At 31.1% G+C, this 13,938-nt stretch carries 13 protein-coding genes; 10 read left to right on the forward strand and 3 right to left on the reverse strand.

Annotation, left to right across the window (positions count from 1 at the left end):
• Positions 1-64 precede the first annotated feature (64 nt).
• Positions 65-1,084, reverse strand: coding sequence for a threonine aldolase family protein (locus ACVC3Y_RS11660; protein WP_303423750.1), 1,020 nt, complete (start codon positions 1,082-1,084; stop codon positions 65-67).
• A 91-nt stretch (positions 1,085-1,175) separates the two neighbouring features.
• On the opposite strand from ACVC3Y_RS11660, the gene prfB reads away from it, so the two are divergent.
• The 4 genes from prfB to ACVC3Y_RS11680 all read left to right on the forward strand — a co-directional run bounded on the left by prfB (position 1,176) and on the right by ACVC3Y_RS11680 (position 5,580).
• Positions 1,176-2,286, forward strand: a protein-coding gene (gene prfB, locus ACVC3Y_RS11665; protein WP_452226983.1) for a peptide chain release factor 2 whose coding sequence is annotated in 2 segments (ribosomal slippage) — positions 1,176-1,238 and positions 1,240-2,286 — 1,110 coding nt in all. Because the reading frame shifts where the segments join, the coding sequence is not laid out codon by codon here.
• Between the two features lie 13 nt (positions 2,287-2,299).
• Positions 2,300-2,644, forward strand: a complete 345-nt coding sequence (gene arsC / locus ACVC3Y_RS11670) for an arsenate reductase (glutaredoxin) (RefSeq protein WP_303423754.1) — start codon at positions 2,300-2,302, stop codon at positions 2,642-2,644.
• Between the two features lie 51 nt (positions 2,645-2,695).
• Positions 2,696-3,058 carry an ArsC/Spx/MgsR family protein gene (locus tag ACVC3Y_RS11675; protein WP_303423755.1) on the forward strand — a complete coding sequence of 121 codons (363 nt, stop codon included), beginning with the start codon at positions 2,696-2,698 and terminating at the stop codon, positions 3,056-3,058.
• Between the two features lie 113 nt (positions 3,059-3,171).
• Positions 3,172-5,580, forward strand: a complete 2,409-nt coding sequence (locus ACVC3Y_RS11680; protein WP_452226984.1) for a TonB-dependent receptor domain-containing protein — start codon at positions 3,172-3,174, stop codon at positions 5,578-5,580.
• Between the two features lie 162 nt (positions 5,581-5,742).
• On the opposite strand, the gene ACVC3Y_RS11685 is transcribed toward ACVC3Y_RS11680, so the two are convergent.
• Positions 5,743-5,916, reverse strand: a complete 174-nt coding sequence (locus tag ACVC3Y_RS11685; RefSeq protein ID WP_303423758.1) for a hypothetical protein — start codon at positions 5,914-5,916, stop codon at positions 5,743-5,745.
• 309 nt (positions 5,917-6,225) lie between these two features.
• Here ACVC3Y_RS11685 and fumC point away from each other — a divergent pair, with 309 nt between their 5' ends.
• The 4 genes from fumC to ACVC3Y_RS11705 all read left to right on the forward strand — a co-directional run bounded on the left by fumC (position 6,226) and on the right by ACVC3Y_RS11705 (position 11,022).
• On the forward strand, positions 6,226-7,623 hold the full coding sequence (gene fumC / locus ACVC3Y_RS11690; RefSeq protein WP_303423759.1) for a class II fumarate hydratase: 1,398 nt from the start codon (positions 6,226-6,228) through the stop codon (positions 7,621-7,623).
• Between the two features lie 97 nt (positions 7,624-7,720).
• Entirely contained in the window at positions 7,721-9,148 is a 1,428-nt protein-coding gene (locus ACVC3Y_RS11695; RefSeq protein WP_452226985.1) for a T9SS type A sorting domain-containing protein, read from the forward strand.
• An 85-nt stretch (positions 9,149-9,233) separates the two neighbouring features.
• Positions 9,234-10,469, forward strand: coding sequence for an imidazolonepropionase (gene hutI / locus ACVC3Y_RS11700; protein WP_452226986.1), 1,236 nt, complete (start codon positions 9,234-9,236; stop codon positions 10,467-10,469).
• Positions 10,453-11,022 carry a hypothetical protein gene (locus tag ACVC3Y_RS11705; protein WP_303423764.1) on the forward strand — a complete coding sequence of 190 codons (570 nt, stop codon included), beginning with the start codon at positions 10,453-10,455 and terminating at the stop codon, positions 11,020-11,022. Before hutI ends, ACVC3Y_RS11705 begins: the two co-directional genes overlap by 17 nt.
• 56 nt (positions 11,023-11,078) lie before the next feature.
• Here the strand turns inward: ACVC3Y_RS11705 and ACVC3Y_RS11710 are convergent, their stop codons facing one another.
• Complete coding sequence (locus ACVC3Y_RS11710; RefSeq protein WP_303423765.1) at positions 11,079-11,963, reverse strand: chromosome partitioning protein ParA; 885 nt, start codon at positions 11,961-11,963, stop codon at positions 11,079-11,081.
• Between the two features lie 131 nt (positions 11,964-12,094).
• Here ACVC3Y_RS11710 and ACVC3Y_RS11715 point away from each other — a divergent pair, with 131 nt between their 5' ends.
• Positions 12,095-13,117 carry a formimidoylglutamase gene (locus tag ACVC3Y_RS11715; RefSeq protein WP_303423767.1) on the forward strand — a complete coding sequence of 341 codons (1,023 nt, stop codon included), beginning with the start codon at positions 12,095-12,097 and terminating at the stop codon, positions 13,115-13,117.
• Positions 13,118-13,457: 340 nt separating this feature from the next.
• Complete coding sequence (locus ACVC3Y_RS11720; RefSeq protein WP_452226987.1) at positions 13,458-13,934, forward strand: GNAT family N-acetyltransferase; 477 nt, start codon at positions 13,458-13,460, stop codon at positions 13,932-13,934.
• Positions 13,935-13,938 lie beyond the last annotated feature (4 nt).

The following is a 13,938-nucleotide window of genomic DNA, read 5'->3' on the forward strand; positions in this document are numbered from 1 at the left end:
AGTACCTATATATCCGACGAAACATACAATAAACTTGTAAGTTGCTGGTTTTGAGCAAAACACACTAAAAATCGCTTAACAAGTCTAAAACATAGGCATGCATAGTACTGGAATAGTCTAAATGAGTAACTAATCGGAGTTTATTTTCTCCCATACCTACAAGTTTTACTCCTTTGCTATCTAATTTTGAAATGAAAGCACTAGAATTAATATCTTCTTGTACTTCAAAGATTACGATATTCGTTTCTACAGGTTCTACTTTCTTAACATAACTAGATTTATTTAAAAGATAAGCCAGTTCTTTGGCCTTATAATGATCTACTTCTAATCTTAAGATATTATTACTTAAAGCATACATTCCTGCTGCAGCAAAATAGCCAACTTGTCGCATTCCTCCTCCAAAAATTTTACGTATTCGCATTGCTCCTTCCATTATAGCATCATCTCCAACTAAGACTGAGCCAATTGGGCAACCTAAACCTTTACTTAAACAAACAGAGATAGTATCAAATATTTCCCCATATTGTTCTGTTGTTTCTTTTTTTGCAACTAAAGCATTCCAAATTCTAGCCCCATCTAAATGAAAACCAAGAGTATTTGCATCACAAATCTTTCTAATTTTTTGCAATTCATTAAAATCCCAACAAGCTCCTCCTCCTTTGTTTGCTGTATTTTCTATTGCAACCAGACTAGTTAATGGACTATGGTAAAAATCTGGAGGATTAATATTATTTATTACATCTTGTGCAGTAAACATTCCTCTGTTACCATCAATTAGCTTACAAGAGACACCACTATTAAAACTTGCTCCTCCTCCTTCGTAATTATATATGTGTGCATATTTATCGCAAATCACTTGTTCTCCAGGATTTGTATGTAATTTTATTGCTGCTTGATTTGCCATGCTGCCTGAAGGAAAAAATAATGCTTTGCGTTTACCAAACATTTCTGCTATGCGTTCTTCTAAAGCGTTAACTGTTGGGTCTTCTTTATACACATCATCACCAACAGATGCTTTCATCATGGCACTCAACATTTCTGTAGTAGGCTTGGTTACTGTATCACTCCTTAAATCTATTATCATTTGATTTATATTTAAAACTACCGTAAAATTAAATGAAAATATATTTTCTCACACAGTATTAAATTTTATTTTTGTTAAAAATATACTTCATATGATTACTACAGATCAAATTAAAGATCTTAATACCCGTCTTACTGCGCTAAGACAATATCTTTGACTTAGATGCTAAGTTAATTGAAATACAAAACGAAGAAGAACAAACTTTTGACCCTAATTTTTGGAACGACTCTAAAGCTGCTGAATTAATAATGAAATCCATTCGAGAAAAGAAGAAATGGGTTTTAGATTATGATACAGCCAAAACATTAGTTGAAGATTTAGAAGTAATTTATGAATTCTTTAAGGAAGATGAAGCTACTCTTGAAAATGTAGAAACTAGATTTGATAAAGCGACAACTGCGATTGAAGATTTAGAATTTAAAAACATGCTTTCTGAAGAAGGAGACAGTTTAAGTGCTGTACTTCAAATTACTGCTGGTGCTGGAGGAACAGAAAGTTGCGATTGGGCAAGTATGCTTATGCGTATGTATTTAATGTTTGCTGAAAAAAGTGGCTTTAAAGTAAAAGAGCTTAACTACCAAGAAGGAGATGTTGCAGGAATTAAAACTGTTACCCTAGAAATCGAAGGAGACTTTGCTTTTGGTTGGCTTAAAGGGGAAAATGGTGTGCACAGATTAGTACGTATTTCTCCTTTCGATAGTAATGCAAAACGTCATACTAGTTTCGCTTCTGTATATGTATACCCTTTAGTAGATGATACTATTGAAATTGAAATTAACCCTGCAGACATAGAAATTGTTACAGCAAGATCTAGTGGTGCTGGTGGACAAAATGTAAATAAAGTAGAAACCAAAGTACAATTAACACACAAACCTACAGGCATTCAAATATCCTGTTCTGAAACACGTTCACAACATGATAACCGTGCAAGAGCGCTTCAAATGCTGAAATCGCAATTATACGAAATGGAACTACAAAAGCAATTAGCACAACGCGAAGATATTGAAGCCAGTAAAATGAAGATTGAATGGGGAAGCCAAATACGTAATTATGTAATGCACCCATATAAATTAGTAAAAGATGTTCGTTCTGGTCATGAAACTGGTAATGTAGATGCAGTTATGGATGGAGATATTGGTCGCTTTTTAAAAGCATACCTTATGATGATGGGGCAGCAATCTACAGAAACAAATAATTTATAAAATAAAACACTGAATGATAACGATATACCACAATAATAGATGCAGTAAATCTCGTAGTGGACTAGAAATATTAAAGAATTCTGGCAAAGAATTTAAAATAATTAATTATCTTGAAACCTTTCCGGATAAAGAAGAAATAATACGCATTATTAAACTACTAAATATCGAACCTATAGATTTAGTTAGAAAAAATGAAGTTATTTGGAAAGAAAATTACAAAAACAAAATATTAACAGGCTCGCAAGTCATAGATGCAATGGTTAAACACCCAAAACTAATAGAAAGACCTATTGTTATAAAAGGGAACAAAGCAGTTATTGGCAGACCTCCAGAATTAATACTAGATTTAATAACATAATACCTACATTATAACCCCAAAAAACAAAATCCCCAAATCCCTACCTACATTATGATTTTAATTTATCACAACCCAGAATCAATAGACTCTATTGAATGTCTCAATATTTTAAAAAAAATTAAAAAGAGACATAAAGTTATTAGACACATAGACCATCCTTTAACAGAAAGAAAACTTAAAAGAATTGTAAAACTTTTAAATATTAAACCCATTCATTTAATTAGAACTGAAGCTACTATATGGAAAGATCATTACCAAAAAGTAGTTTCCAATATGGATGATTTTGATGATATTGAATACATTAAAATGATGACCGAATTTCCTAGTCTAATAAAAATACCCATCGTTATTAACGGAGATAAAGCTGCAATTTGTAGACCTCCAGAAAAAATATTAAGTATCCTAGCTAGCTAATTTAAAAAGCTTCAAAATGATTACATTTTGAAGCTTTTTTTTATTTAACATACTTTTAACCAAACCCCTTTAAACCAAACTATATTTTTGCGGTCATAAGCTAAAAACTAATCATGACTAAACAACTTTTTGCATTTATTTGCATTTTATTTTTCTCCTTAAACACTTTTGCTCAAAAAGAAGTAAGAATTACTGGAAGTATTCTTGAGCAAGAAACGCTTCAGCCTTTAGAATATGCTACTGTTGCTTTTTTTAGCAAAAAAGAAAACAGAATGATAACTGGAGGTATTACAGACGAAAAAGGTAACTTCAATATTCCGGTTACTGCTGGTCTTTACGATGTATCTATTGAGTTCATTGGTTTTGGAACTAAAACAATTGCAAATCAAAAACTTTTAAAAGACACTAATTTAGGAGAACTGTTTCTTAGTGAAGATACAGAATCTTTAGGTGAAGTTTTAGTTATTGCAGAACGTACTACTGTTGAAATTAAATTAGATAAAAAAATATACAACGTTGGTAAAGACCTTACTGTTCGTGGTGGTACTGTTAGTGATGTACTAGACAATGTACCTTCCGTTTCTGTAGATGTAGAAGGAAATGTTTCGCTTCGTGGTCAAGAAAATGTGCGTATTTTAATTAACGGAAAACCTTCTGGTTTAGTAGGTTTAAACTCTACAGATGCACTACGTCAATTACCAGCAGAATCTATAGAAAAAGTAGAAGTTATCACTTCTCCTTCAGCTAGATATGATTCCGAAGGAACTGCAGGAATATTAAACATTATTTTAAGACGAAGTAAGTTACAAGGTTTAAATGGTGCTATAACTGCTAATGCTGGCTACAATCCTTCCGCTGGAATATCTGGAAATATAAACTATAGAACCGGAAACGTTAATATATTTAATACTTCTGGATATAGTTATAGAGAAAGTCCAGGTAATTCTTTCACAAACACTACCTATAAAGAATTTGGAAATAGTATTAATGAAACCAAAGACTATGATCGTAAAAGAAAAGGTTTTAATACCAATTTAGGTATTGAATGGTATATTAATGATTCTGCTTCTTTAACTACTTCTGTTTTTTATAGAGACAGTAATAACGAAAGTAATACTACTAATAGTTTATTACAATATGATATTAATAATGTGCTAACTAGTTCAAGTTCTCGTTTTGATCCAGAATTAGAAGATGATAAAACCATACAATATGCGGCTAATTTCACAAAAAACTTTGAAACTAGCGGGCACAAACTTACCTTCGATTTTCAATACGAAGACAGTACAGAAGACGAAAGCTCTCTAGTTGAAGTTAACGATGTATTAAACGAAAAAGTAGGAACTCTTGAAGATCAAGAACGTATCTTATTACAAGGTGATTATGTATTACCTATTGGTGAAAATGCACAATTTGAATTAGGGTATCGTGGTAATTTTAATACTATTTCTACAGATTATGTAGTTGAATTTTTAGATAATACAAATACTTTTTATGTAGACAATGATTTATCTAATATCTTAAACTATAAAGAATATGTAAATGCTGTCTATTCGCAATACGGAAGCAAACATGGTAAGTTTTCTTATTTATTGGGATTACGTTTAGAAAATACTAGAATTACTATCGATCAACCTTCTAGTGGAGATTTTACTAAAAAGGATTATACTGGTTTATTTCCAACGGTAAACTTAAATTACGAATTATCGGAAGCAGAAAGCCTAACAATTGGTTACAGTAGACGTTTACGTAGACCGCGTTCTAGATATATAAACCCTTTTCCTTCACGCTCTAGTGTATCTAGCGTTTTTCAAGGAAATCCAGATTTAGACCCTAGTTATTCTGGTACTTTTGATCTTGGATATATAAACCGTTTTGGAAAAGTAACACTTAATACATCTGCTTACTACCAGCATGCTACAGATGTTTTTAATTTTGTGAGCTTTGATACTGGTGAAACCGTAGATGTAGATGGGGAAGAAGTTTCTGTAATACAACGTACTCCAATAAATTTAGCTAGTGAAGACAGATACGGTTTTGAATTTACAGTTATGTACAGACCATCTCGTAAATTTAATACAAGTGCGAACTTTAATGTCTTTAAATCTAAAAGTGAAGGTGTCGATCCTAATGGAGCAGATTTAGGAAATGAAAATACAAGTTGGTTTGCTAGATTAAATACAAAATATACATTACCAGCAGATATAGAATGGCAAACGAGTATGAACTATTCAGGACCTACTGCAGATGCGCAAAACAAAAGAAAAGGTGCCTTTTCAACAAATATGGCATTTAGTAAAGACTTGTTTAATGAAAAAGCATCTATAGCCTTAAGTGTTAGTGATTTATTTAACTCTAGAAAACGTATAATGGATACAGAAACAGATACTTTCTATAGCACTAGTGAATTTCAATGGAGAGAACGTAGTTTCAACTTATCTTTCACGTACAGGTTTAATCAACAAAAGAAAAGAGATCGTGGACAAAGAGGAAATGGTGGTGAAGAGGAATTTGAAGGGTAAATTTAAATTCTAGTTATATAAAGTAATTTTTAAAAAGCTCCTCTCCTATTTTTTAGGAAGGAGCTTTTTTAGTTTTTAATAAATTAAAAAAAGACTACAAATAGATCACAAAAAAAAGGGAGACGCTACGCGTTTCCCTTTTTTTTATATTTAATATAAAGCTTATGCGTTACGCTCTGCTTTTTTCTCTTCTCTTTTTTCTTTTAAAAACTCCATTAAAGATCCACCAATCCAGTAAGGAATAACAAAAGTTAATAAAAATATCATTAGCCAAAAACCTATTGTTAAAATGGTTAAGAAAGCTAAAAATCCTAAATATTGGTCAAATTCAAACATAATTGTTGGTGTCTTATTTAATATAATAATGCAAATATAAACCAAAGTGTTTTTTTATGCAATATAAAATGTAGAATTATTAACAGAGTTATCAAAAGAGTTCATTAACTATAAAAAAACGAATGAAATAGGGTAATCTTTTAATCGTCCGAAATTAAATATTACAATCTCCTTCAAAAAAATACGCAATTAACCAGTCTACAAGCAATTTATAATTATCAACAATATGCTAATAAATTATCAAAAAAAAACATCTGTATTTATGCCATAAATATGTAAATTTGTATTGTTAAAATCAGCATTAAAATTATGGAATATAGAATAGAAAAAGATACAATGGGTAATGTTAACGTTCCTGCAGATAAACTTTGGGGAGCACAAACAGAACGCTCACGTAACAACTTTAAAATTGGTGCTGCTGCATCTATGCCTTTAGAAATTGTTTATGGGTTTGCTTACTTAAAAAAAGCTGCAGCATTTACTAATTGTGAGTTAGGTGCCTTAGACATTGAAAAAAGAGATCTTATTGCTAAAGTATGTGATGAAATTTTAACTGGAATGCATGATGATCAGTTTCCGTTAGTTATATGGCAAACAGGTTCTGGTACGCAAAGTAACATGAACGTAAACGAAGTTATAGCCAATAGAGCACATCAAATTGCTGGAAAAGTTATTGGTGAAGGTGAAAAAACCATTCAACCAAATGACGATGTAAATAAATCACAATCCTCTAATGATACTTTCCCTACAGGAATGCATATTGCTGCTTATAAGAAAATAGTAGAAAACACTATTCCTGGTGTAACACAATTAAGGGATACTCTAAAAAAGAAATCAGAAGATTTTAAAGAAGTTGTAAAAATAGGTAGAACCCATTTAATGGATGCCACTCCGCTTACATTAGGACAAGAATTTTCTGGTTATGTATCGCAATTAGATCATGGTCTAAAAGCTTTAAATAATACTTTAGCACATTTAAGTGAACTTGCTCTTGGAGGTACAGCAGTTGGTACTGGATTAAATACCCCAAAAGGTTACGCAAAACGTGTTAGCGAATTTATTGCTGAATTTACTGGTCTTCCTTTTATCACTGCACCCAATAAATTTGAAGCTCTTGCTGCACATGATGCTTTGGTAGAAACACATGGTGCTTTAAAACAATTAGCTGTTTCTTTAAATAAAATTGCTAACGATATTCGTATGATGGCTTCTGGTCCACGTTCTGGTATTGGTGAAATTATTATACCTGCTAACGAACCAGGAAGTTCTATTATGCCTGGGAAAGTAAACCCTACACAATGTGAGGCTTTAACTATGGTTTGTGCACAAGTAATGGGTAATGATGTTGCTGTTACTGTTGGTGGTACACAAGGTCATTATGAACTAAATGTATTTAAACCTATGATGGCTGCAAACGTATTACAATCTGCACAATTAATAGGTGATGCATGTAGAAGTTTTGAAGAAAATTGTGCTGCTGGTATCGAACCAAACCACGCTGTTATTAAAGAGTTACTTAACAATTCACTAATGTTAGTTACTGCATTAAACACCAAAATCGGATATTATAAAGCTGCCGAAATCGCAAATACAGCTCATAAAAACGGAACTACTCTTAAAACCGAAGCTATTAACCTTGGCTATGTTACTGCCGAAGATTATGATGCTTGGGTAAAACCTGAAAACATGGTTGGTAGTTTGAAATAACGACAAAACGCTTAGTATTTCCGATAAAAAGCATAATCTCGAAATATTTTAATATATTTGTAAACAAATAGTTACAAAAAAAAAAATCCTCAAATACATGAAAAGAAAACTACTTACTGGTTTATCCTTACTTTTAATAAGTTCAATGGCATTGGCTCAAACAACTTTTGAAGCGAAAGCTACAATAAATGCTTCTACAGGAGCTAATCCTTACACCATTGATTCTGGCTTACTAGATAACGACGCTTATGTAGATATTGTTATTGGTACTGATGGAGGAAATACTGTAGAATGGTATAAAAACAATGGAGATGGAACTTTTGCTGCTAGCGTTACTTTAGTAGCTACTGGAGCTGAAGCCTTATTATATGTTGAAGGTGTGCATATTGCAGATGTTAATGGAGATGGTAATAATGATATTTTAGCAACTAGTTATGGTAATAGTAATTTAGTATGGTTCGCCAATAATGGAGATGGTACTTTTGCAGATGCTGTAACTATTGGAACTTCTCTTATTTCCGGTGCTGGTACAGTTACTACTGGTTATATTGATGCAGATTCAACATTAGATGTAGCTGTTGTTGCTTATGGGTCTGGAGATGTATTTTGGTTTGCAAACAATGGCTCGGGAGTATTTACAGGACCTTACACTATTTCCTCTATACCTACAAGCGGACCTGGGGATATTGAATTAACAGATTATGATAATGATGGAGATTTAGATGCAGTCATTGCATTTTCGGATGCTGGTACTATTGAAGTGTACGACAACAACTTACTACCTAGTGGAGCTGGTGTTGTATCCTTTACAAAATATGACAATACAGTAAGCTCAGGAAATGGATATTTATTTGACATCGATGTTAAAGATGTAAATGATGATGGAATTCTTGATATTTTAAAGTCAGATAACAACCCAAGTGGTGGTAATCCAAACATTGCTTATTATACTAAAGATACTAGTGGAACTTCAACTACATTTACTGAAACTACTATTGCAACATCTATCTCTAGAACTTCTTTAGCTACTGTAGCAGATTTTGATAATGATTCGTTTAACGATTTAATAGTTACTAATGGTAGAGTTACAAATCAAGATGTTATCTGGTTTGAAAGTGATAATTTTGGTGGATTTGGATCTGAAATAACATTAGATGATTCGCATTCTTCCATTTTTGATATTACAATTAATGATTTTGATAATGATGGCGATTTAGATTTTGCAACCGTAAGTTACTACCAAAGTGATTTAAACTGGTTTGAAAACAAATTAATTACGCTTGATGTAGAAGATAATACTTTACAAGAAATTACAATGTATCCTAATCCAACGAAAAACAATTTATATTTTAAAGGAAACATTAATGGAGATTTAAATGTATCTGTTTACAATGTTTTAGGAAAACGTGTTATTCATAGTGCTGTAAAAACAGGGCAAGCTTTAGATGTTTCTAAACTAAATAATGGGGTTTACATTATTAAATTTAATGACTATAACACAACATACAAGTTTGTAAAACAATAAACTTTTTACTCTTTATAAAATTTAAAGCGTTGGCAAATTGTCAACGCTTTTTTATTTTGCTAAATTTATACTTTAATACAAAGCTATGTCATTACTAATTACCAATATAAAAGAACTAATACAAGTAAGAGATACTAACCTACTAAAGGTTTCTGGAAGCGATATGAAAATACTTCCATCTATTAAAAATGCATATATCTATTTAGAACATGATACTATTGTAGCCTATGGTAGTATGCAGGACGTAACTTCTATTGAAGCAGATCAAATAATAGATGCTACAGGAAAAATCGTTTTACCAACTTGGTGCGACTCGCATACACACATTGTATACGCAGGAAATAGAGAACAAGAATTTGTAGATAGAATTAATGGTCTTAGCTATGAGGACATAGCAAATCGTGGTGGTGGAATTTTAAATTCCGCAGAAAAACTTCAAAACACAAGCGAAGAAGACTTATATCAACAATCTATACAACGAGTACACCAAGTCATGAAACTTGGCACAGGAGCTTTAGAAATTAAATCTGGCTATGGCCTAACTGTCGAAGCCGAATTAAAAATGCTTCGCGTAATTAAACGCATTAAAAAAGAATTTCCAATAAAAATAAAAGCCACTTTTTTAGGTGCACACGCACTTCCTAAAGCATATAAAGAAGATAAAAAAGGCTATCTAGATTTAATTATTAATGAAATGCTTCCTAAAATTGAAAAAGAAGAACTTGCACATTACATAGATGTTTTTTGCGAAAAAGGCTACTTTAGTTTAGAAGATACAGATCGATTACTATCCGCAGGAAAAAAACATGGGCTTATTCCCAAAATTCATGTAAATCAATTTAATGCATTTGGTGGTATTGCACTTGGTGTTAAACACAATGCGCTTTCTGTAGATCATCTCGAAGAATTAAAAACAGAAGATATAAAAGCATTAAAAGACAGCAGCACTATTCCTGTAGCACTTCCCTCCTGTTCCTACTTTTTAAGCATACCTTACACTCCTGCAAGAAAAATTATAGATGCTGGATTGCCTTTAGCTTTAGCTACAGATTACAACCCTGGTTCTACACCAAGTGGAAACATGAATTTTGTAGTAAGCACTGCTTGCATAAAAATGAAAATGACTCCAGAAGAAGCCATAAATGCAGCAACTATAAATGGTGCATATGCCATGGGAATTTCTAACCAGTATGGAAGTATAACTAGAGGTAAAAAAGCGAACCTTATTATCACGAAACAAATACCTAGTTATAATTTTTTACCTTATGCTTTTGGAGAAAACCATATAGACTCAGTAATTATAAATGGAACCGTCTTATAATTTTAAATTAAATACTTTAAAACCTGTATCTAAATCCTGTATTGCATTAGGACTAACAGATTTTAATTCGGTTTGTAAGTTTGTAAAGCAATTACCTTACGGAAGAAACACAGACAGAAGCAACTACGAATCTATTTTACAAGAAAACAAAGGAACATGCGCTACAAAACACGCATTTTTAAAGGAAATTGCTATTGAAAATGAAGCAACACATATTCAGTTTTGTTTATGTATTTACAAAATGAATGAAGCCAATACTAAAGGTGTTGATGAAGTGTTATCAAAACTCCATTTAGAGTATATTCCTGAAGCTCACACGTATTTAAAAATGAATAATGAAATCTTCGATTTTACTAGAACTAAAGTAAGTACAACATCTTTTAAAGAAGCTATTTTATTTGAAGAAAAAATCCTTCCGAAGCAAATAGGAAATTATAAGTTAGAGTTTCATAAAAACTATATAAAAAAATGGATTATTTCGAACCATATATCATATTCTTTTGAAGAAATTTGGAGCTTTAGAGAAGCCTGCATCCAAAAACTAAGTAACTAAAAAAAGCCTGAAACTAATAGCTTCAGACTTTAAAAAATGGATTAATTTTTTAGGTACTACTTTAAAGTAAACTCATTACTTGAAATTAATTCTTTGTTATTAAAAACATTCACTACGTATCGCCCTTTTTCAAAATCTGCATCACCTCTAGCATTAACAAATTCGCAAACATCTAAAGAATTATTTTCATAATTAAACTTACTAATAACACTATAATTTAAGCTTTGTTCTTCAAATTGTACTTGTGCATTTTCTCCTAAAATATTATTGTTTGGGTCTATTAATTGCACATAGAATTCTTGATCACCGGCTTGTACCAATCTATTTTTAGCAACAGTATAACAAACTCTAATCTTATCTACACGTCTAGCTCTTTCTGTAGGAATTAGTTTTCCAGAACTTCGCTCTATAACACCATATCCTTTTAAACCAACTGTATTTAAAACTGCAGCAGTCTCTACAACTTCAGCTAAAGCGGTATTTTGTACCAATAAAGAATCTGTAAACATAGTACGCTCTTCTAATCTAACCTTAGTACTATCTAAAGAAGTTGCTAGCAATTGATTTTCCACTTTTAATCTATCGTTTTCAACCAAAAGTACATCCATCTCTTTTTGCAGTGATAAATACTTTTGTTTGTATTTCCATAAACTACCAACATTTGCTTCAGACACTTTTAAAGAGTCCATAAGTCCTTGAATTCGCTCTTTAGCATCAATTAATTTTTCATTAGCAATATCATTTTCACCAATAGCAATATCATATTGTTTTGCCATATTGCTTAAATCATTCATTACTAATTGCTTTTCTTTAGTAAGCTGTAATTCATTTTCTTTTTTCTCTTGGTATAAAGTAGAAGTGTAAAATCCAGTTCCTAAAAATAAAGCTAAAGCAATACCTAAAGCTACTTTTAATCCTATGTTATTCTTCTTTTCTGTCATAATTACTTGTTTTTAAGGTTAAAATTTAGAGCGTAATTTTTGTTTCAAATTTTTTGATTATTTAATATTATAATTCTTGTTTCGTTTAAAAATAATGTACTTTTATTTGATTTAAAAAACAGATTTTAATTATGGACAAATTGGTTTTATTTGATAATACAAAACTAAAAAGCGTACTTAACAAAAGACCCAAAGAATCTAAATTTGGCGAACACATTAAAGTATTAACCTCTGTTTCCAATATATACGAGCAACTTATAAATTTAGATGTTAGCTATGTTTTAATTGGCTTACCTGAAGATGTAGGAGTTTTCGCAAATTACGGAAAACCAGGCACTTCCACTACATTTGATGCCGTAATTAAAATTTTGTTAAATATACAAAGTAACACATATACACATGCCAATAAAGTGCTTGTTTTAGGACATTTAGATTTTGATTTCGAATTAAAAAAACTTAAAAAATTAGATCAAAATAAGAAGAAAGATATTGCCAAAGCAAGAAAAATGGTTGAGACAATAGATCAACAAGTGGCTAACTTAGTGCATACTATTGTTAAATCTGGTAAAAAACCAATTATTATTGGCGGTGGTCATAACAACGCTTATGGTAATATTAAAGGGAGCTCGCTAGCATTAAACACAGCTATAAATGTAGTCAATTTAGACGCGCATACCGATTTTAGAGAAGAAGAAGGAAGACATAGTGGCAATGGCTTTCGTTACGCTTTCGCGGAAGGTTTTTTGCATAATTACTTTATTTTTGGTTTACATGAAAATTATAACGCACAAAGTATTATAAACACTATTAAAAGTGAAAAACGAATAGGTTTTAATACCTATGAAGCTATATCTGTAAGGAAAGAACTGAAATTTAAAACAGAAATAGAACGTGCTTTAAAACATGTGTCTGCAAAGCCTTTTGGTATTGAAATAGATTGTGATGCTATAGCAAACACATCGAGTAGCGCTAAAACTCCTAGTGGATTTTCGGTAAACAAAACTAGAAATTTTGTAAATTATTTTGCTAAACACAAAAATGCAACGTACTTACACATATGCGAAGCTATTGCTACACCAGAAAACGAAGCACAAATTGGTAAATTAATAAGCTATTTAATAACAGATTTTATTCGAGCTAACACAAAAAAATAATGTCAAAACTTGTATTAGAATTCTTTCGGTTAGGACTTACCTTTTTAATTTTTTTATTTATAATAACATTATTATTTATGGAAATAAACCAAGTACAGTCTTCTTGGTTCGCGAAAATTTCCCAAACATTTTCCTTACCTGTTTTTATATTAAGCTTTATTATTCCTGTTTGGATGATTATAGACTTAGTACGCAAAAAGGTTATAGATAAATCTATTTTTAACCTTACATTCTTTATATCTACTATATCTATTTTACTCTTGTTTTTCGCCATAGTTTTTATAAAATAATAGTATAAATATGCACAGTAACTCTAAGATATAGCAATAAAAAAAGAAAAATGAACAAACCGGAAGCATTAGAGATTATAGATTTTAAAAATAAGTATGCTATAGATTTTTATACATTAAATATAGAATGGCTTGAAAATCATTTTGAAATAGAACCTTACGACAAAGAGGTTTTAAGCAAACCAAAAAACTATATTATTAATAAAGGCGGATTTATTTTTTTTGCAAAACTAAACAACCAAATTATTGGTACTGTTGCTTTAATGCCAATACAAGACAAAGGTACTTTCGAGTTAACAAAAATGGCTGTTTCCCCTAAATTTAGAGGACTAAAAATAGGACAAAAACTCATGCAATATTGTCTAGACTTTGCAAAGAAACAAGAATTCAACAGACTACTACTCTACTCTAGTCGGAAATTAGAAAACGCTATTTACATATATAGAAAATATGGCTTTATTGAAATTCCTGTAGAAGATAATTGCGTGTATCAACGTTGTGATATTAAAATGGAATATCCATTATAATTGC

This window comes from Lacinutrix cladophorae, assembly GCF_053604645.1.